Source organism: Spirosoma foliorum (assembly GCF_014117325.1).
Lineage (GTDB): Bacteria > Bacteroidota > Bacteroidia > Cytophagales > Spirosomataceae > Spirosoma > Spirosoma foliorum.
On sequence record NZ_CP059732.1, the window covers coordinates 6,704,531 to 6,725,578 of the forward strand.

Sequence of the window (21,048 nt, forward strand, 5' to 3'; positions counted from 1 at the left end):
TCAACTTTATAGATTTGGTGCCTCAACCGATGTAGCGTTCACTACAGGCCACACGCCGGGTCTTGGAACACTTACTCCTTTAGTACTACCTCGTTGTGCATTATCAGAACCAAAATAATACAACGGCCAGCCTTTGTAGGTTAGTTGTGTCTTTCCAAAAACCGTAATCGTTGCAAAATCTGTTTTCTTCAGCGCCGAAGGAACTTCTCCGAGCGTAGCAGCCTGGAAGATTGGCCAGGTTCCATCATTGCTAAAATCGGCCTTAGTGTATTTGTTAACGTTCTTTTTATCATTCGCAAACGCATAGAGTGTACGCCCGGTACTATCGGTCAAAAAGATAGAATTGCCCGTACCTTCTTTCGTATCAAATGTATAGCTTTTACCATCATTACCAACTAGTTGGCGCGATGCAAGCTGAACCGTGTAGTTTGGCTTGGCCACCATCCATACATTGCCCACATTCTCCCCTGCGACATCGCCCGCTTTTGCATCATTCTTGAAATAATAAAGCGGCCAGCCTTTAAAGGTCGTTTGCTTGGCACCATCAGCCCGAGTAATCGTTGCAAAGTCAGACGCTTTCAGGCTTTTGCCAAGCGTAAGATTTTCCTGGTAGAATATTGGCCAGTTATCTCTACAAGTTCCCGAGCAGGTTGCATCGCCCGCCACGTCGGGGGCAAAAAAGTATAGTGTTTTACCTCCTTCGCCGGTTAATACCTTACCGAGTGTCGTTGTGCTTACTTCTACAGAAGCCACGGTAGTCGGATTTTCTTCATCCTTGCAGCTTAGCAACGTGACTATCAAGAAGCTAGTCAGCACCACAAAACGATTAGCATAAATGAACAATTTCATTTTATCAACTGTGTTTTAATGTGAGAAAAAAGAACAGTTGAACCGGTTCAGTGGGCAATACGGGAGGTATAGAAAAAGGGTTGCGTGAGCGATGAAAAGTTTTGTAGAAATACTCAGGGGCAGTCAGAGGTAGCCAGGTGATTGTCAGGATTGGTCAAGAGTAGTCAGATGATTGTCAAGTGGTTGCTGGAAATGATCAGGAGTGTATTTTCACTACTATATCTGACAATCATCTGACCAATCTTGACAATTTCCTGGCAATCTCTGACTACCCTTGACCATTTCCTGACAACTCTTGGTTATTCTTTATCCGCCCGACGATCGGCCCGGATTTCAGGAATTGTGTCGGGGTCAATTAACCCCAGAGAGGCTGCGTGTTCGGCGGCTGCTACCGTATCGTTTACCAGCAACATCGGGACATTCTGGGCCGCTGTTGTTCGAATTAGCTCCCGAACCATCTCGTCCCGCCGATCTTCCGACACATCGCGAATGTAAATGGCCCGGATTCGACCCGGATTTTCGCGAACAACCTGTGCGTAAATTTCGGGATCTTGCTGACCACTGTCGCCAATAAGCACAAAGGGCAGTTCTGGGTTTACGTCCATCACTTTTCGAATCATGGCCAGTTTGTGCGTATGGTGTCCTTCCGACGAGAGAAACGACGGCGATATGGTAAAATCGCGTAGTAAAATCGGGCCTTTGGGAATGCCCTGAATTCGAAAAAAATCGACCAGCAGATCGTACAAATTCCAGGGACTGCTCGACACAAAATAAATTGGATTGAATAGCGTCGTAACCGCTCCGCTCTGCAACGCCCGATAAAAAGCGGCAATTCCGGCAAAGGGCAAACGAGTGTAGGCGTTGCCCAGGAATGTCAGACGGGCGGTCTGAAGCAGGTTAGTGGCATCAGTTACGAGCACCGTATCATCAATATCAGAAATTACCCCAAATTGGCTGAACGGGGGCGAAATCATCAAATACCCATCTTTCGCAACCGGCTGGTTAGTCGTTTCTTCTGCCGAAACGGGCTGCATAATTCCATCCAGCGAATACCGAACCGGAAACCATACGCGACCAGGAGCCAAGTCGGTCGGTGGATGGATGGTCACCTCAAAATAACCGTTCTCATCAGTGGTTGTCGTGTACGTCTGGTCAAACGCTTCGACACGCACCGTAACATCCGGCACTTCATCACTATCAAAGCGCTGGTAGGTAGCCAGTAAGTTTTGCCAGAACGTATCCCGATCGCTGGGTGTGCTTAAATCTCGCTGGCGCAAAACGCGGCCTTTCACCCAAACCGCCCCCGGAGCAGGCCCACCAAAACCACGATAGTAAATAATTCGATACGGTGTTTCGGCATCCAGTCGTCCAGAAAGTCGGCTTTTGAGCCGATCAAACTGAGTCTCAACGTCAGTGGCTGTATTTACTAAAAAATCTTTCCAGGAAGACATAAGCTAACAATCAGATAGGTTTACAGGAGTCAGACTCGTTTTTTAGCGAAGATAATGGAGCGATTTTCGGCCATCCGGGGTTTAGTGGTAACTTTGGCAGTCGATAGACTATACATTAGTAAAAGCGGGTAATAAATTCGCCCTGATTGCCAGTTGCAAGATTACTTCCTATCGACAAATCACTACTAAAAACTATGAGCAAGCAAATTGTTTATACCAATCAGGCTCCAGAGCCCATTGGACCCTATAGCCAGGCTGTTAAAGCGAATGGAATGCTGTTCGTCTCTGGCCAGGTTGCCATCGACTTAGCCTCTAAAGGCGATATTAAAGCGGAGACGTTGAAAGTAATGGAGAACATCGGCGCTATTTTGACAGCCGCTGGTCTGGATTATAGCAACGTTGTCAAATCCACCATTTTCGTGAAGGACATGAACAACTTCGCAGCTATTAACGAAGTATATGGCCAATTCTTCACCAGCGAACCACCTGCTCGCGAAACCGTCGAAGTTGCCCGCTTGCCTAAAGATGTTAACGTTGAAATTTCTGTTATTGCTATTTAATAAAAAAGGATGAGGGGGAGAAGAGGGACGAGGGGGAGGAAAGGAAATAACATAAAGCTGTAATCTTTTCCTCCCCCTCGTCCCTCTTCTCCCCCTCATCCCCCAAAATTATGTCAACTCCTGTACGCGTTCGTTTCGCACCTAGTCCTACCGGTCCGCTTCATATTGGCGGGGTGCGCACTGCGCTTTATAATTACCTGTTCGCCCGAAAAATGGGCGGCCAAATGCTCCTCCGGATCGAAGACACCGACCAAAATCGCTTTGTACCGGGAGCTGAAGATTACATTCTCGAAGCACTCCGTTGGGTAGGCATTCAAATCGACGAAGGTCAGGGAGTCGGTGGCCCACACGGGCCTTACCGCCAATCGGAACGTCGGGAAATTTACCAGAAAGAAGCCCAACGGCTCATCGACGAAGGTAAAGCCTATTACGCCTTCGATACGGCGGAAGAACTGGATGCCATGCGCAAGCAGCTTGAAGAAGCCAATGCTCCTGCCGCGCAATACAATGCCATTACCCGGACAAAAATGCGCAACTCATTGACCATGAAACCCGATGAGGTTCGCGCCCGTATCGATGCTGGTGAACCACACGTAATTCGCCTGAAAACACCCCGCAAAGAAGAAGTTCGGCTGAATGACCTCATCCGGGGTTGGGTTAATGTGCACTCATCGGCCATTGATGATAAGGTATTATTGAAATCGGATGGGTTACCAACCTATCACCTAGCTAACATTGTGGATGATCACCTGATGGGCATTACGCACGTAATTCGGGGTGAAGAGTGGTTGCCTTCGGCCCCGCTCCATGTGTTGCTGTATCGGTACTTAGGTTGGGAAGACACCATGCCCCAGTTTGCCCACTTGCCCTTATTGCTTAAGCCTGAAGGCAACGGCAAACTCAGTAAGCGTGACGCTGATCTGGGCGGCTTCCCAATTTTTCCGCTGCAATGGACTGACCCCAATACAGGACAGGTGGCAAAAGGTTTCCGTGAAGATGGTTATCTACCCGAAGCCACGATCAACTTCCTGGCCTTACTTGGCTGGAACCCTGGCACTGAGCAGGAACTCTTCACAATGGACGAACTGATTGCTAGTTTCGACATTGCGCAGGTTCATAAAGCGGGAGCGCGGTTCGATATCCAAAAGGCGCAGTGGTTCAACCATCAGTACATTCGCCAACGTTCAGATGCGGATCTGGCCCCCACGGTTCAGCAGCAGGCCGAAGCCGCTGGCTTTGTTTGTTCGGTTGAAAAAGCAGAGAAGATCGTAGCGCTGTTGAAAGGTCGTGTCAATTTTGCTCACGAGATTTTTACGGAGGCTGGCACCATTTTCAACGCACCAACTTCGTATGATGAAGCCATTGCTACGGCGAAATGGAATGATGATGCCGTTCGGGCAGTAACCGCTTTCCGCGACGCGCTTCAATCATTTGAGGGCGACTTCCTGGCTGATACTATCAAACACACCCTGTCGGATGCCATGCAACAGGCAGGCATTAAGCAGGGAAAAATCATGCAGGCTATGCGACTGGCGCTCACCGGCTTAGGCGCTGGTCCCGACCTGATGCTGACGATGGAAATCATCGGCAAAGATGAGACGGTAGGGCGGCTGGAGAAGGCGTTGGAGACATTGAAAGTGAATGTATGATGTCAGATATATGATGTATGTTTAAGTGACCAAATTACCCACCTAAACATACATCATACCAGATGAGTCAAAAAACGAATATTACGAAAGACAAAAGCTTTGCGTTTGCCATACGCATAATTAGGCTAGAGCAATACCTCCGAAAAACCAAGAGAGAAACCGTTTTAAGTAAGCAATTGCTGCGAAGTGGAACCTCAGTAGGAGCAAATATCCGCGAAGGCTATAATGCGGAATCAGACGCCGATTTTATTCACAAGTTTGGGATTGCTCAGAAAGAATGCGACGAAACATGTTATTGGCTAGAGTTGTTAAACGCAACAGACTATCTTGACGAAAAACAATTCCATTCCATATATGCTGATGCCGAAGCACTTCTTAAAATCATCAAGAGTATTATCTTGACCAAGAAACAAAATCGCGTTTAAGCCATACATCATATATCCCTTAATCATGGCAAAGAAAAAAACGAATCCCGATGAAAACGATAAACCTCGCGTTCATAAAGAACTCGAAGGTTTCGACATTCAGATTAACTCATTCGGCGAAATCACGACGAGTTTCGATATCGACCGGATCAATCAGTTTCTGAACAAAACCGTTGATGATAAAAAACTTCGCCATCGCACAGATCTGAATCTGAAAGGCGATTCCACGCCGGATGATCAAGAACCTGATGAGAAAGAGGATGAGGATGATCGACTCTTCGATGAGACAGATAACGATCTGCCCGACGACATTAACCAGCGCTAAAAGCCCGACCTGCCAAAATGCCCGGTCGGGCTTTTTTTGTGCCGTTTATCAGAAAAACTATTCGTGAATTGCGGGGGTTTGTGTAGTTTTCCTTTACAAATAACCACTAACAACGCTCAGTATGTACTCTCACGAAATCGACTACAAAATCATTGGTGAAGACATCCAAATTGTAGAAATCGAACTCGACCCCAACGAAACCGTTATTGCCGAAGCTGGCTCCATGTTGTTTATGGAAGACGGTATCACCTTCGAAACCAAAATGGGGGATGGTTCGCAACCCGATCAGGGTTTTCTGGGAAAACTCCTTCAGGCTGGGTCGCGTATGGTTATGGGCGAATCGTTGTTCATGACACATTTCACGAACCGGGGTGTTGGGAAACGTAAAGTTGCTTTTTCGGCTCCCTATCCGGGTACGGTTATGCCCGTCAATCTGGCAAATGTATATGGTAATACACTCATCGTTCAGAAAGATGCTTTCCTGTGTGCAGCCCTTGGCACAAAATTGAGTATTCAATTTAACCAACGACTGGGCGCGGGTTTCTTCGGTGGCGAAGGCTTCATCCTCGAAAAAATACAAGGTGATGGCATGGCATTCATTCATGCCGGTGGCGTTGTGATTGAACGAACCCTCAATAACGAAACGCTACGGGTCGATACGGGTTGCGTTGTTGGTTTCGAACCAAGTATCAACTTCGATATTCAGCGGGCAGGTGGCCTGCGTAGTATGGTATTCGGTGGCGAAGGCTTGTTCCTGGCTACTTTACGCGGTACGGGTAAAGTCTGGATTCAGTCGATGCCGATTTCTAAGCTGGTTCAGCGGTTATCGCCGGGCAGCGCACAAAGCCATAAAGAAGGCGGCTCTGTGTTAGGTCAGTTGGGTAATCTGTTTGAGGATTAGTCTGAACCGGGATTTGTTTGATTTGACTGATTTTCTTGAATGTCCCGGCAGTCAAATATTATTTGACTGCCGGGACATTTTCTCTCAAAATCATGTTAATCACTAAAATCTGATAAATCCCGGTTCAGAAATATGGAAGTTATTTGCACTAACGACAATTTTGCAGCCCCTGTACTGGCGTTTTACGCGGAGTTTGGCGTACAAACCCCTAAACGCGATAAAATGTATACGGTTCGTCAGGTAAAACGGCATACTACCGGCGAAACGGGTATTTTATTGAACGAGATTAAGAATCCCGACGTGCCCGTAAAACATCCGGTTATGGGTGAAGTCTGGTTTGAACCCACGTTCAACATCAATCGGTTTGCAACATTGATGGGCCAGCCTGTACGGCAGGAAGAACTAGAAGACGTAAACGTCTGATTTATAACCCGAATTACATCAACGCAAAAGCCCAGCACCAAAACGCCGGGCTTTTGCGTTGTTATGTCATCTGATTGATTGTCACTACGACAACCAGACTGTTTCTCATTCATGCTTAGGTATTCACTCGCTCTTTTTATTGGTCTGGTATTGGCTGCCTGTGGCAGTAATTCAGCCGACAATTATGTTCCGAAACCAAAGGGATTCCCTCGTTTCGACTTGCCCACACCAAGCTACAAACTCCTCGAGGCCACGCATCCCTATCAGTTCGAATATAACAGCATTGCCCGAATTTTACCGGATACCTTTGCCAAAGCAGAACGAGACTGGATTTTCATTAATTACCCAGCGTACCATGCCAGTGTCCAGTTAACCTATAAACCTGTCAATAATGACGTAAATCGCTTGCGGGCTATGCTTGACGATTCGTACAAACTCGCGGCTCGGCACAACATAAAAGCCTATGCGATTGAAGAGAAAAAACTCCGCTTAAAGTCAGGATTGGAAGCAAGCGTTATTGACCTGTCGGGCGAGGTGCCCAGCCAGGTGCAGTTTATCACGACGGATTCAACGAAGCATTTCTTACGCGGAGCACTGTACTTCAACACCGCAACTGAAAACGACTCACTGCAACCCGTTATTCAATATATTCGCAAAGACATATTGCATCTGTTGAACACCCTGAAATGGAGAAAGTAAATTGATTTACGATGAGCGAATTACGATTTACGATTTGCCGGACATTGATCCTGGCTTTATTTGCGCTTTCAGCGGCTAATGCGCAAACCAGGAAACCCGCAGTTAAGGCTCCCCCTAAACCTGCTGCCGTAGCGACTAAATCGCCGGGACAGCTCATCTACGAGCAAAACTGCCTGACCTGTCACCAAACAAATGGCTCTGGCGTACCGAATCTAAACCCACCTCTACGTGGTACCGATTGGGTCCTAGGCGACAAAACCCGACTCATCAATGTATTGCTGAAAGGCTTACAAGGCCAGGAGATTGAAGGGGATATGTACGACAATGCTATGCCTGCTCATGACTTTCTAACCGACGTTCAAATTGCTGACGTATTGACCTACATACGAAGCAGTTTTGGCAACAAGGCCGACGCTATTACAGCCGATGAAGTTAAGACCGCACGGGGGAAATAGTTTTTCTGTTTCAGGTTCACGGTTCCAGCCAATAAACTTGAAACCTTGAACCTGAAACAAACTCTTACGTTTGAATCACGCCCACCGAGAAAGATTTCGTGATAGGCGCATGGTTGGCTGCGGCAATCCCTTCGGAGAGAATTTGTCGGGTTTGAAGCGGGTCAATAACGGCATCGACCCAAAGACGTGCAGCTGCGTAGTAAGGCGATAGTTGCGCGTTGTATTGGTCTGTAATCTTGGTCAACTGAGCCTGTTCTTCCTCAGGTGTCATGGGTTGGCCTTTCGCTTTCTGAGCTGCTACCTGAATTTGAAGTAGTGTTTTAGCAGCCGATGCTCCACTCATAACAGCCATTTTCGCCGTAGGCCAGGCAAGCATCAGGCGTGGGTCATACGCTTTCCCACACATGGCATAATTGCCCGCGCCATACGAGTTTCCGATAACAACTGTAAACTTCGGCACTACAGAATTAGCCATAGCACTCACCATTTTGGCACCGTCCTTAATAATACCGCCCTGTTCGGCGCGGCTACCGACCATAAAGCCCGAAACGTCCTGCAAAAACACTAAGGGAATCCGCTTCTGGTTGCAATTCATAATAAATCGGGCTGCTTTATCGGCAGCATCGCCGTAAATAACCCCACCCATCTGCATTTCGACGGGCTGCCCCGCTCGACCTTTAGCCTTTACTACTTTACGCTGATTCGCTACGATTCCCACGGCCCACCCATCGATTCGAGCATAACCGCACAAGAGTGATTGACCGTAACCGGGTTTATACGCATCGAACTCCGAGTTATCCACAAGTCTATCCACAATTTCCTGCATATCGTAAGGTTTTACACGATCGGAAGGTAAAATCTGGTAGATTTCTTCAGGATCTTTAGCGGGAAGAGCTGGTGTAACGCGATTGAAACCTGCCGTTTCGTGATGGCCAAGTTTATCGAAAATTCGCTTGATCGCATCCAGGCAACTTTTGTCATCTGGGTACTTGTTATCGACAACTCCAGAAATATCGGTATGGGTCGTAGCGCCACCAAGGGTTTCCGCATCGACATCTTCGCCAATAGACGCTTTTACCAGATAGGGTCCAGCCAGAAAAATAGAGCCAGTTCCCTCAACTATCAACGCTTCGTCAGACATGATGGGCAAGTAAGCGCCACCCGCCACACAACTGCCCATTATGGCCGCCACCTGCAAAATACCCATTGCCGAGAGGTGGGCGTTGTTGCGGAATGTCCGCCCAAAGTGTTCCTTATCGGCGAAAACCTCATCCTGCAAGGGCAGATAAACACCAGCGCTGTCAACAAGATAGATAATCGGCAGGTGATTCTCCATCGCTATTTCCTGCGCGCGGAGGTTCTTCTTCGCCGTAATTGGAAACCAGGCCCCGGCTTTTACCGTAGCATCGTTAGCTACAATAACACAGTGTCGGCCCGACACATACCCAATTCCTACGACCACTCCACCCGACGGGCAACCACCGTGCTCGGCATACATGCCTTCGCCGGTAAATAGGCCAATTTCAACAAACGGCTTATCTGGATCGGTGAGATAAGCAATCCGTTCGCGAGCGGTCAGTTTACCCTTCCGATGCTGGTCTTCAATTTTTTTCGAGCCACCACCAAGCTGAGTTTGAGCGGTTCGTTGGGCGAGTTCGTCGAGAAGAGGTTGCATACATTGGGAATTATATGTAGAGACGCAACCCTTTGCGTCTCCTGACCGGATGGCTTTGGCTAGCGCATAAGAGACGCAAAGAGATTGCCGCACCGACGGACCGGTCTCTACTTTTTAGCAGAATCCGCAGGAGTAACGGTTGTAATGGTCGTGCTGGCCGTCGGGGCAACGTACGGTTTTTCTTTCTTGCCAAAGACTGAAAACTGTACGTACCGTTTAGGATGCTCACGCAGATCGGTTAACAGTTTTTCCAGGCTGGCAGCGGTCTTATTAACGTTGCTATAAAGTGCTTCGTCGGAAGTCAGTTTACCTAACGAACCGCGTCCGTTGTTGACATCGGTCAAAATCCGTTGTAACCCTTCGACCGTTTTGTTTACCGTGCCAAGCGTTTGCTTCAATTGCAAGCCTTGCAGCGAATCGGCGAAGGTATCGGCTTTGGCCAGAATGGGCTTGAGTTGCTTCTCGGTTTCGACCAATGAAGCGGCCAAATGGCTTACACTGGCCAACGTTGCTTTCAGACCGGCCCGATTTTCGGCAATGGTTAAATCGAGTGTTTTCACACCAGCATCGGCACTTTTCAACGTCTGATTCAGCATAACACCTGTTTGATCAAACTGACTAACAACACGGTTCAACTGGTAGGTCAGCGAATCTACATTGTTCAGAACGGGGAGTGTTTTCTCCTTAATCAGCGCCGACAAGCCCGTTTCTTTAACAGCCAGTAACATGCCACCGTCTTCGAGTTCAGGCTTTTGAGGATCTATGGTTAGTTGAATCAACTTACCGCCCAACAAACCGTCATCGACTAAAATAGCTCTTGTTCCTTGTGTAACGCGAATGTCTTTTCGAAGCTCTACCGTAACCAGAAGCTTATTCCCTTTATTCTGTAAAATTTCTATGGATTTAACCCGCCCTACCGATAAGCCATTGATTCTGACTGGATTAGAAGGCACTAATCCATCGATATTATCATAAACAACCCGGTATTTATTTGTTGAATTAAAAAAATCCGAACCCTTTAGAAATCGAAATCCAAAGTAGAACATCGCCAGGGAGACGACAGCTAATAAACCTACTTTTACTTCCTGCGAAACTTTCATGCGTTGTGTGAAGGTGAACCGCCCGTTGGGCTGTACCAACCAGATTGGTTAGACGTATAACCAACTTTTGAGTCCATTTGTCCCGAAAAGTCAGGAATTTAGTGAAGCGCCTGTGTTATGTACTCTAAGTATATCGTATACCTGCCCAACTCAATCTATTGCGCAACTCCCTACCCTCCTGCTTCAATCTCTTCTTTATAGCGTAGAAATGCTTTATAAATAGCGTCGGTCATTTCATCCTGGCCCTCTTCTGATCGTAAATAATCCTCTTCATCAGGATTGGTCAGGTACCCACTTTCAATCAGTACGCTGGGCATCGTTGTTTTCCAGAGTACAATAAAACCAGCCTGTTTAACGCCATTACTTTTTCGGCTGGCGTTGTACCGAAAGCTACGCTCCAGTTTTTCGGCAAAATTAATACTACTTTCAATGAACGCATGTTGGTAATTAGCCAGCATGATGGTCGCTAAAGGCGAGTTGGGGTCAAATCCTTTATAGGTCTGCTGGTAATTTTTTTCCTGCAGAATAACCGCGTTTTCACGTCGGGCTACATCCAGATTACTTTGGGTTCTGTGTAAGCCCAGCGTGTACGTTTCGGTACCATATACCCGGCTACTCGATGGGCTGGCATTGCAGTGAATAGAGATAAATAAATCGGCCCGATTTCGGTTGGCGATAGCACCACGCTCATATAAATCAACAAAATGATCGGATGATCGCGTATAAATAACCCGAACATTTGGATGCTTCTCCTTAATTTTCCGCCCTAATTGCAGAATTAGGTTTAGGTTGATCGTTTTTTCTTTAGCATAACGACCATGTGTGCCAGGATCTTTACCCCCATGACCCGCATCCAGCACAATAGTGCGGAGTTGGTTGGGGGCATTACTCGTCGACGAAGTTGTTTCGGTATCCTGAGATCCAACCCGGCGAATGGTGTCCTGTTTTAGCTCAGAAACTAAAAAATCGGGCGTAGTTAAGGCGAGTAGAGGAACTACTGCCAAAACCAGCGTTGTCATTATTCCGGGAGCCGGCAGGTTCATGGGTTTAATAATATTTAACAGCCGAAATCGTCTCAAAGCAATAGGTAGGATAACTGTTCATGGATACCTTTGTAAGCCATAGACTTAACGGACTTTTGGCAAATATAATTTTTTTAATAAACTCAAAAAAAGCATACTTTATTTTGTGGTTCTCACGCACACGACCGATATGGATACAGACTGTTGTTAGTCTTGTCCTACTATTGTGTACGCTTAACGTGCTAGGTCAGGGTAAGCCATCAACTCAAAAAAGAACCACTCCCGCCACAACCACTCCTCGCTCGCAAACAGCGGTTTCGCAGGAGAGTGATCTGGAACGGGAGCTTAATCAGAAATCGTCTGTTCCCAATCGCCTTGGTCCTAGTCCATCTAAAAAGAATAGCGTACCCTCCAATACAGTTCAGTCAACCAGTAGCGATACCACTCAGTCTCGTCCAGTTGTTGCCTCCAGTGATTCAATACGATTTGACTCATTAAAGGCAATTCGGTTTCAAGTGTCAAAACTGACTCCTTCGAGGTATTCAGCTGGCTAACGTGTCCTTACCTCGTTCAATTTCACCGGCTATAGTTCGTCCGGAACGTGTGGCCGTTATTCCTTTTAAGCCCGTTTATACTGTTGTTAAGGACTCAATACCCAAAACCAGTCCTGTCAAAAAACCGGTTATCGACCAGATAGCCTCCAAATCGCTTCCATCGAAACAAATGCAGCCGGGTATTGTTTCGCCCAACGTAGTTCGTCCAGAAAGCCCGATTAAGCCCAACCCACCTAAGCTAACGCAAACGAAACGAAATCAAACAAAAACAAAAACAACGAAACCTGGCAGTACCACAGCGCGTAAACCTACTGTTTCGGCTGATTCATCACAGATTGCGGCAAGCGACTCGGTTAGCGCGGATTCCACACAGGTACCCGATGCGTTTAAAACTACTGTCAACTATCAGGCCAAAGACTCGACCATCTATGCAGCTGATGGTCAAACCGTCGAATTATTCGGTGATGCCAGCGTGATTTATGGTGATATCTCACTGAAAGCCGAATATATCCGACTCAATTACTTAACGAACGAAGTATACGCTAAAGGTCGGTACGATTCAATAGCAAAAAAACTAATTGGTCGACCTGTTTTTCAGGATGGCGAAGGAAAGTATGACGCTAAAGAGATTCGCTACAATTTCCAATCCCGAAAAGGGCGAATTCAGGGCGTTATCACGCAACAGGGCGAAGGGAATATACGAGGTACCACGGTTAAAAAGGATGCGGAGGATAATCTCTACATCGGCAAGGCGATTTACACGACCTGTAACCTGGCAACCCCACACTTTCATATCAACGCCAGTAAGTTAAAGGTTATTCATAACACACAGGTTGTGGCCGGGCCATTTAATCTGGTCATTAACCAGATTCCGCTACCCATTGGCTTACCTTTTGGATTTTTCCCATTCCCCAAGCGGAAAGAAATTGGGGTTTCTGGAATCATCGTGCCGCAATATGGGGAAGAGCCAAACGGGCGGGGTTTTTATCTTCGCGACGGTGGCTATTATTGGGCGGTTAACGAAAATCTTGGTCTTCAGTTTAAAGGCCAGATTTATTCGCGTGGAAGCTGGGGGTTAGGTGTCTCATCAGCGTATAACAAACGGTACCGCTACAGTGGATCGGTCAACCTGCAATTCAACCGTAACCGTTCCGGCGACCGGGTCGATACTACCCAAACTCCACGTAACGATTTCTCGTTTACCTGGTCGCACTCACCCGTACCACGCGGACGGGGCAGTTTCTCGGCCAATGTCAACGTTAGTAGCAACAGTTACAACCAGTTTAACTCCTACAGTACCCAGTCGTACATCTCCAATGTAGCGGGGTCGTCGGTACAGTATAGCCGCACGTTTGGGCAATACGTACGGGCAGGTGCCAACGTACGGGTGAACCAGCAATTTGGCCAGGTGAATCAGGTAACGGGCGTTCGGGCAAACGGGAAAACAGATGTATCATCAGACTTCAACTTTGGTGTGAATCAGATTGCGCCGTTTGCGCTCAAAGGTGGTTCGGGCCGTTGGTACGAAAGTTTCCGGGTGGGACTGGATGTCAGTGGGTCTATTGGCGTAAGCAATACCATCAAAACCCAACTCGATACAACTGGTTTAGGGTTCCCGGTTGTTACAGGCTTAACAACCATTAGCGCTCTTCAACGCTATCAGGATAGCCTGACCCGTGTCAATAATCTTCGCCTTGGTATTGTGGCAGCCGATCCGACTTTAATTGCCTTTAGCTTTCCCAATGCGGATCGAATCTGGCAAAATCGGGTGATACAGGCTCGCTATAGCATTCCCATAGGATTACCAAACGTTAAACTGTTCCGGTACATTAACCTGACACCGGGCATTTCGCTACAAGGGAATATCTACACGAAAAAGTTGTCTCAGAATATGGCTGCCCTGGAGGAGAACGGTTCCATAAAGATTGATACGGCCAGGGGCATTTATGCATCCTATAACTTCGCGACTAGTGTCAGTATGAATACGCGTTTTTATGGAACGTATTTCCTTCGAGGCAAACGCATTGAAGCCATCCGTCACACCATAGCGCCTTCTATTTCATTTAGTTATACGCCTGACTTTACAAATCCGGTTTTTGGTCAGGTTTTTACGGTTGTGGGCAAACCAGGCACAGCTACAAATGATATCTTGATGAGTTTACCCGATTACCGCCGTAAGCTCTCGGTATTCCGGGGAATCGATGGCGCAAGTACTAGTAGTGCATCGAGTTCGCAATCGGCTTTCATTTCATTCGGGGTTGTAAACCAGTTGGAAATGAAAGTCCGAACCCGAAGTGATTCATTGGGGCAGGAGTTTAAGAAGATTCCAATTTTTGATAACTTCAGTATCAATGGAAGCTACAACTTCCTGGCTCCGGACTATAAGCTATCACCAATCTCGGTTAGTGCTAACACCCAGATTTTCAAGAATATTAGCTTTAACTTTTCATCAACATTCGACCCTTACGCAACTAAAGCTTACGGTGGTACAGCCCAGTATTATTTCCCCACAACGGTTACTGCGCTAACTCCGCTGGCTTATTCGCCCTCTATTCAGGCGCTGCGAGCTGGGCAAGAATACACCGGTCAGCAATACATTCGAGTACCCAATCTGTACGCCTTCCAGGCCGGCCAAGGTCTGCTTCGCTTAACGAACCTGCAGGCTTACGTCAGTGCACGCTTTGCTCCAAAACAAGCCGATAAGAAGAAAAGCAGCCCAAATGCATCTGATGCGACCATGAAAGCCATCAATAGCAATCCGGAGCTTTATGTCGACTTCAACGTCCCCTGGTCAATGAACGTGAGTTATACATTTGGTCTGACCAAACTAACGCCTGAACTATCGCAGGTAGTGCAGGCGCTGACGTTAACGGGTGATCTGAGCTTGACTCCAAAGTGGAAAATAACCATCAATACAGGCTACGATTTCGCTTACCAGAGCCCTACGCTCACCACCATTGGCATTAACCGCGATTTGCACTGCTGGGAAATGGCGTTCAACTGGACACCTTATTCTGGCAACAATTTCCGTTCTGGTAACTACTCATTCGATTTACGAGTACGGTCGGCTATCTTACAGGAGCTTAAGCTGAGCCGTCGCCGGAGCTTCTACGACCGGGGTGGATTTTAGACATTATACTTGATCATGATGCCTAGTGAAATCACTTGCAAAAGGCACCAAGTATATTCATTTAACAAAAATGAATAATAAACAAATTAACCCCTTCACTAACAAGCGAAAAAGTAGTAACTTGCCCTAACAATGCTTTTTTAAGACCGATTCTTATGACTGACCGGGACAAACAACGCCTTGACGAACTAGAAGTAAAAACGGCTTATTTACTGGCCCGGCAAGATCAGCAGGAGGCTAAAATGAGTCAAATTATGGCACGGCTAGTTTACCTCGAAGCTCGTCAGTATCGGCTTATGAAGGAACTCGGTATTCAACCCGAAAAACTCGATACGCCCCAAACCGCTCAGGATGATGCCCAGGCCATCAACCTAACGAGTATTCCAGAACAACGACTGAATTAGTGAAAACTAGCCTATAGATACATAGGTTAGCGTATTCGTTCGTTATAGTTTCCGTATGAAATCCGCTCTCTCGCGCACGCTTCTTATTGTTGCAATATTAATTGCCGTCAATATACTGTCGGCCTTTGTCTTTTTCCGGCTCGATTTAACTCAGGAAAAACGGTATACCCTGTCTGAAGCCACACAGACATTATTGGCCAATCTGCCCGATGACGTCCATATCGATGTGTATTTAACGGGCGATCTTCCTCCGGGATTTAAACGGCTCGAAAATGCCGTTCAGGAAACCTTAGATGGCTTTCAAGCTGAAGCGGGTACTAAAATTACCTATCGATTTATTAACCCCGATGACGTTACTAGTCCCGATGCGAAGAATAAGCTAATTGACAAACTACAGCAACGAGGCCTTTTCCCTACAAACCTGTTTGATAATGAAGGGGGAAAGCGTACCGAAAAATTGATATTTCCGGGTGCCATTGTCTCCTATCAGGGTAAAGAAACACCTGTACTACTGCTCAAAGGGAACAAAGCCGCTTCGCCACAGGAACAATTAAATCAGTCGTATGAAGGTGTTGAGTTTCAACTAGCTTCGGCGATTCAGAAGCTGACGCAGACCAAAGAAAATCGCCATCGGGTGGGGTTATTATATGGGCATACCCAAGTGCCTCCCTCCCGTTTTTCGGATTTGCTTGCATCAATCCAACAGAATTACGAACTGTTTTTTATTGACATGACCAAGCCCGGCCCCATTACCGGCCTGGATCTGGTACTGGTTCCAAAACCCGATAAAGCTTTTTCAGAAGATGAAATCTTTAAGCTAGATCAGTTTGTCGTAAATGGGGGACGAGCGCTGTTTTTTGTAGATGGACAACGCGTTGACAGTGTCAGTAACGAAGGCACCTACGCCCAACCGTTGAGCCTGAATCTTGACGACTTATTCTTTCGTTGGGGAGTTCGCATCAATCGCGATGTCGTTAAGGATTTGTACTGCGCGCCTGTTCCGCTCAACGTAGGTAATCTGGGCGACAAACCTAATATTCAACTAGTTCCCTGGCGGTTTTATCCACGACTCAACAACTTCGGCACATCCGTTAATCCGATTGTCCGTAACCTGGATGCCGTGGTAGGGCATTTTGTAAGTACCCTCGATACGGTTCGGTCAACGGGTATTCAGAAAACACCTTTGTTGTTAACTTCGCCTTATACGAAACTACTAAAAACGCCAGCACTGATTTCGTATAACGAAGCTCGTCAGCAACCAGATCCGCAAACGTACAACGAGGGCACTCACATTATTGGTTGTCTGCTTGAAGGTAAATTCCAGTCGTTGTTCGCCAATCGAATTCTACCCGGCGACCCACGCGCTGCTGGTTTTAAAGCAGAGGGCATAGCCTCCCGGATATTGATCTGTTCCGACGGTGACCTGATCATTAATGATGTGGATTACAAACGTCAAACGCCTTATCCACTCGGCTTCGATCGTTACACGCGTACTACCTATGCGAACAAAGATTTCGCCTTAAACGCCATTGATTATTTGGTCGACCCAAACGGTGTAATCGAAGCTCGTAATCGAACTGTCACGTTACGCCCTTTAGACAAAATTCGCGTTGACGCTGGCCGTACAGGTTGGCAGGCACTTAACCTTCTAGGCCCATTGGCCATGTTGGGCATTGTAGGATTGGTTTGGCAGGTAATTCGGCGCAGGCAGTATGGTCAGTAATTATAAATTTAACCGTACAGAAACGGAGTAGTAAGAGCACTAAACCACTGTGTGTTCTCCATTTCTCTGTGTTTGAAAATCTAAGCTACTTACTCCACCGAAAACTTCACCAGCCACTGCCCCACTGTTGCACTGGTAAGGTTGAAAATCAGATTTGGAAATAAGCCCAATACTAATGCCATTAACCCCAACGGAATGAGCATAAGTTTTTCGCGGGTGGTCAAATCGGAGAGGACCGCCGTTGTCCCAGCTTGCGATTCGAAGGGGCGAACCCAGGTAGGGCCAAAAAACATGCGCTGGAGCGTCCATAGAAAATAAGCGGCCGCCAGCAGAATGCCTGTAGTGGCAATAGCTGTCATCCAACCCGGCAGCCAGCTCGATTGAAACCCGCCCATCAGGGTGAATAATTCACCCACAAATCCGGAGAACCCTGGCAAGCCGAGCGAGGCAAAAAAGGCAATAACGGTAAGGGTTGTATACCGTGGCATAGGCTGCATCAGACCACGATACGAGTCAATCTGACGATCGTGAGTACGATCATACAGAACGCCGACAATCAGGAACAACATCGCCGACAATACGCCGTGACTTACCATTTGATAGATAGCGCCATTGATACCCTCCGCCGTCAGCGACGCAATACCTAACAAAACAAAGCCCATGTGCGATACCGATGAGTAGGCGATCATCTTTTTAAGGTCACTCTGCGCCAGTGCGTTTAAGCCGCCGTATACGATTGATAATACGCCCAATCCGCCTAACGTCTGCGCATATTCGGCGGCTCCGTCGGGAAAGAAATCCCATACAATTCGCAGAAAACCATAACCACCAATTTTCAGCAACACGCCAGCCAGTACGACCGATACCGGCGTGGGGGCTTCAACGTGCGCGTCGGGCAACCAGGTATGCACGGGTACAATGGGTAGTTTAATAGCAAACCCAATAAACACGGCCCAAAAGGCCAGCATTCGGGCAGGTAGGCCGAGTATGATCGGTTCGGCGGCTGGGTTCAGAAAGGCGTTCGGCAAATAGTTGCTCCCATCAGCCAGATAACGCATATCGAACGTGTGTACGATCTGCGCTGGATTTAACTGACCATTTTGCAAATACGTCTGCAACGTACGAACAATATCGTCAGTCACTGCCGATGGGTCAGCCACCAGACCGGCAACAACTGCCGTACTGACGGGGTCCATGACAGACAAGTACAGGCCAATCATGACCAATAAAATCAGCAACGAACCCAGCAATGTGTAGAGAAAAAATTTGATCGATGCATACTCCCGGCGTGGGCCACCCCACAAACCAATCAGGAAGTACATTGGCAAAAGCATGAATTCGAAGAACAGGAAAAACAGGAAGAAATCAAGTGCGACGAAACAGCCCATAATAGTCCCTGTTAGCAATAAATAGAGCGCGTAGTAAGCTTTAGCCCGGTGTGTCAGCGACCAGGAAGAAATAACTCCGACAAGCATTACTACTGCCGATAGAACAACCAGCGGTAAGCTAATCCCATCAACGCCCACTAAATAGTCAATAGAGGCTATGCCCAGTCTTCCAAGGGGCAAGGTGATCCAGTTAGCTTGTTCAAGAAGTTGGTAACCCGCCATGCTGGCATCGAATGTTACATAAGCCGCACTGGCCAAAACAACTTCAGCAAAAGTTATTCCTAAGGCTATCCAACGAAACCGTACCGACAGACTTTCCGGCAGCAATGCCACTGCCAGTGAGCCGAGTAACGGAATAAAAATGAGTAATGAAAGAATCATATATACCTTACAGAATCCACCAAAGTACCACTAGTAATCCAATTACAGCCGCCGTAATGTACGACTGCACCTGGCCATTTTGCACTGAACGCGTTACTCGCCCAAGTTGGCCAGCCAACCAGGCGATACCATTCACAAGGCCATCAACAACAGATCGGTCGAGCACACGCGTCAGGTGGGCCAAAACGACCGTAGAAACACCTACCCTATTTACTAAGCCATCAACAACGCGCTTATCTGCCCGACTCAGGGAAGCTGCCAGTCTATGCGTTGGACTAATGATAATGTATTTATACACCACATCTAAAAACCCGTACGAAATCGATAGCTGAACAAACAGGGAATTTGCAGAGGGTTCAGACATTCGAAAACCAATCCACCCGCCGATCAAAACAAGACCAATCGAAACCGGAGCCAGCCACCAGAAAGAAGCCTCCTCCATCAAAGGTAGTATCTGAAAAAACCAACTCCCATGCGCTGAGAGCGGGTTGATTGAAAACCAGAATCCGATCGACAAAATAGCTAACAAAACCACAGGGCCACGCATGAGCCAATCAGGTTCATGGGCCTGATTTACAGGAATATCTTTATTGCGATAATCACCAAAGAAAATGAGCCGCCACTGCCGGGCCATATAAAGCGCCGTAAGTCCCGACGAGAGCAAAAGAATTATTGGGACGCCGTAGGCTAATGGAGTGTTCTGATGCTCAGCCCAACTAAATGCTCCCCCCAAAATCGCTTCTTTCGATAGAAATCCAGACAGCAAAGGCAGCCCAGATAAAGCCGCAGCACAGATCGTATAACCAATAAATGTGGTTGACAGCACCTTTCGTAGCCCCCCCATATGCCGCATTTCCTGCGTATGCACAGCATGGATAACAGCCCCGGCGCTAAGAAATAAGCCTGCTTTGAAAAAAGCGTGTGTCAGTAAGTGGAACATAGCCCCGCTTACATTTCCGGTACCCATACCAACCACCATCAAACCCAGCTGCGAGACCGTTGAGAAAGCCAAAACCTTTTTTATATCTGTCTGAAAGAGTGCCGAATACCCACCCCAAATCGTCGTAATAGTACCCACTAAGGTGATAACGACTAAGGCATCGGGCGATACTAACGGGTGAATTCGGGCGAGTAGAAAAATCCCGGCGGCAACCATTGTGGCAGCGTGCAGCAAAGCCGATACAGGCGTGGGGCCTTCCATCGCATCCGGAAGCCACGTCAACAACGGGAATTGGGCCGATTTACCAACACAGCCCATAAACAGACAAAGTCCCAGTGAGGTGGGCGTAATGACTCCTGCACTTTTTACTGTCAGCGCGTCGAAGTCGAGTGTATCGAAGTAATAGTAGGTAAGGAAAATACCAATCAGAAAACCAATATCGCCTACCCGATTCATCAGGAAGGCTTTCATTGCGGCTTTTGAAGCAGCTTTTCGTTCAGCATAAAATCCAATTAACAGATACGATGCTAAACCTACCAATTCCCAAAAGGCATACAGGATGAGCAAATTGCCCGCCATCACAATGCCGAGCATCGAACCAACAAATAACTGTAGGTAAGCAAAATACCGGCGCAGTTTTGGCTCGTCATGCAGATAGGAAACGGAGTAGATTTCGACAAGTAAAGCCACAAAATGCACCAGAATGAGCATCATGGCAGCCAGCGCATCGACCCGCAGGCTCATAGGAAACGATACTCCTGACAGGATTGCCCAATTCAATGGAACAACTACGGACTGCTCTGTTAAACTTAACGCTAACAGAATTGATAATATTAAGCCCGCGCTGGTTAGTATAATAGCCAGTATCCCCGCTATACGGCGGCTTGCCACCGCCAATACCAGAAATCCAGCAAAAGGTAGTGCAGGTAAGACGAGCGTTAGCAGGTGAAGTAGTTGAGAATTATCAACGGGCATTCGTAGTCGGTCGGAATTG

19 protein-coding genes are annotated in these 21,048 nt (G+C 47.4%); 12 read left to right on the plus strand and 7 right to left on the minus strand.

Going from position 1 to position 21,048, the window contains the following annotated elements; all coding sequences use genetic code 11:
- Positions 1-6 precede the first annotated feature (6 nt).
- Positions 7-849 (minus strand): hypothetical protein, encoded by an 843-nt coding sequence (locus H3H32_RS28240; RefSeq protein ID WP_182459081.1) that lies wholly within the window; start codon positions 847-849, stop codon positions 7-9.
- 299 nt (positions 850-1,148) lie between these two features.
- Positions 1,149-2,300, minus strand: coding sequence for an App1 family protein phosphatidate phosphatase (locus tag H3H32_RS28245; protein ID WP_182459082.1), 1,152 nt, complete (start codon positions 2,298-2,300; stop codon positions 1,149-1,151).
- Positions 2,301-2,494: 194 nt separating this feature from the next.
- On the opposite strand from H3H32_RS28245, the gene H3H32_RS28250 reads away from it, so the two are divergent.
- From H3H32_RS28250 to H3H32_RS28285, 8 genes are all read left to right on the plus strand, one after another.
- Entirely contained in the window at positions 2,495-2,860 is a 366-nt protein-coding gene (locus H3H32_RS28250; RefSeq protein WP_182459083.1) for a Rid family detoxifying hydrolase, read from the plus strand.
- A 110-nt stretch (positions 2,861-2,970) separates the two neighbouring features.
- On the plus strand, positions 2,971-4,509 hold the full coding sequence (gene gltX, locus H3H32_RS28255; RefSeq protein ID WP_182459084.1) for a glutamate--tRNA ligase: 1,539 nt from the start codon (positions 2,971-2,973) through the stop codon (positions 4,507-4,509).
- 62 nt (positions 4,510-4,571) lie between these two features.
- The gene (locus tag H3H32_RS28260; RefSeq protein WP_182459085.1) at positions 4,572-4,934 is read left to right on the plus strand and encodes a four helix bundle protein; all 363 of its coding nucleotides are present in this window, start codon (positions 4,572-4,574) and stop codon (positions 4,932-4,934) included.
- Positions 4,935-4,959: 25 nt separating this feature from the next.
- Positions 4,960-5,259 (plus strand): hypothetical protein, encoded by a 300-nt coding sequence (locus H3H32_RS28265; RefSeq protein WP_182459086.1) that lies wholly within the window; start codon positions 4,960-4,962, stop codon positions 5,257-5,259.
- A gap of 121 nt (positions 5,260-5,380) precedes the next feature.
- Entirely contained in the window at positions 5,381-6,160 is a 780-nt protein-coding gene (locus H3H32_RS28270; RefSeq protein ID WP_182459087.1) for a TIGR00266 family protein, read from the plus strand.
- Between the two features lie 132 nt (positions 6,161-6,292).
- Positions 6,293-6,583 carry a hypothetical protein gene (locus H3H32_RS28275; RefSeq protein WP_182459088.1) on the plus strand — a complete coding sequence of 97 codons (291 nt, stop codon included), beginning with the start codon at positions 6,293-6,295 and terminating at the stop codon, positions 6,581-6,583.
- A gap of 111 nt (positions 6,584-6,694) precedes the next feature.
- Entirely contained in the window at positions 6,695-7,282 is a 588-nt protein-coding gene (gldD, locus tag H3H32_RS28280; protein WP_182459089.1) for a gliding motility lipoprotein GldD, read from the plus strand.
- Positions 7,283-7,293: 11 nt separating this feature from the next.
- Positions 7,294-7,737, plus strand: a complete 444-nt coding sequence (locus H3H32_RS28285) for a c-type cytochrome (RefSeq protein ID WP_182459090.1) — start codon at positions 7,294-7,296, stop codon at positions 7,735-7,737.
- Positions 7,738-7,801: 64 nt separating this feature from the next.
- Here H3H32_RS28285 and H3H32_RS28290 read toward each other — a convergent pair whose 3' ends face one another.
- The 3 genes from H3H32_RS28290 to H3H32_RS28300 form a co-directional block, all read right to left on the minus strand.
- Complete coding sequence (locus tag H3H32_RS28290; protein WP_182459091.1) at positions 7,802-9,412, minus strand: acyl-CoA carboxylase subunit beta; 1,611 nt, start codon at positions 9,410-9,412, stop codon at positions 7,802-7,804.
- A gap of 107 nt (positions 9,413-9,519) precedes the next feature.
- Entirely contained in the window at positions 9,520-10,512 is a 993-nt protein-coding gene (locus tag H3H32_RS28295) for an MlaD family protein (protein ID WP_182459092.1), read from the minus strand.
- A 170-nt stretch (positions 10,513-10,682) separates the two neighbouring features.
- Positions 10,683-11,531, minus strand: coding sequence for an N-acetylmuramoyl-L-alanine amidase family protein (locus H3H32_RS28300; protein ID WP_182464506.1), 849 nt, complete (start codon positions 11,529-11,531; stop codon positions 10,683-10,685).
- 227 nt (positions 11,532-11,758) lie between these two features.
- Here H3H32_RS28300 and H3H32_RS28305 point away from each other — a divergent pair, with 227 nt between their 5' ends.
- From H3H32_RS28305 to gldG, 4 genes are all read left to right on the plus strand, one after another.
- Positions 11,759-12,088: a hypothetical protein gene (locus H3H32_RS28305; RefSeq protein ID WP_182459093.1), complete on the plus strand. Its 330-nt coding sequence runs from the start codon at positions 11,759-11,761 to the stop codon at positions 12,086-12,088.
- Between the two features lie 169 nt (positions 12,089-12,257).
- Positions 12,258-15,218, plus strand: coding sequence for a putative LPS assembly protein LptD (locus H3H32_RS28310; protein WP_220472701.1), 2,961 nt, complete (start codon positions 12,258-12,260; stop codon positions 15,216-15,218).
- A 155-nt stretch (positions 15,219-15,373) separates the two neighbouring features.
- On the plus strand, positions 15,374-15,622 hold the full coding sequence (locus H3H32_RS28315; protein WP_182459094.1) for a hypothetical protein: 249 nt from the start codon (positions 15,374-15,376) through the stop codon (positions 15,620-15,622).
- A gap of 55 nt (positions 15,623-15,677) precedes the next feature.
- Entirely contained in the window at positions 15,678-17,345 is a 1,668-nt protein-coding gene (gldG, locus tag H3H32_RS28320; RefSeq protein ID WP_182459095.1) for a gliding motility-associated ABC transporter substrate-binding protein GldG, read from the plus strand.
- Positions 17,346-17,434: 89 nt separating this feature from the next.
- Here gldG and H3H32_RS28325 read toward each other — a convergent pair whose 3' ends face one another.
- Positions 17,435-19,114, minus strand: a complete 1,680-nt coding sequence (locus H3H32_RS28325) for a complex I subunit 4 family protein (protein WP_182459096.1) — start codon at positions 19,112-19,114, stop codon at positions 17,435-17,437.
- Positions 19,115-19,121: 7 nt separating this feature from the next.
- Entirely contained in the window at positions 19,122-21,029 is a 1,908-nt protein-coding gene (locus H3H32_RS28330) for an NADH-quinone oxidoreductase subunit 5 family protein (RefSeq protein WP_182459097.1), read from the minus strand.
- Positions 21,030-21,048 lie beyond the last annotated feature (19 nt).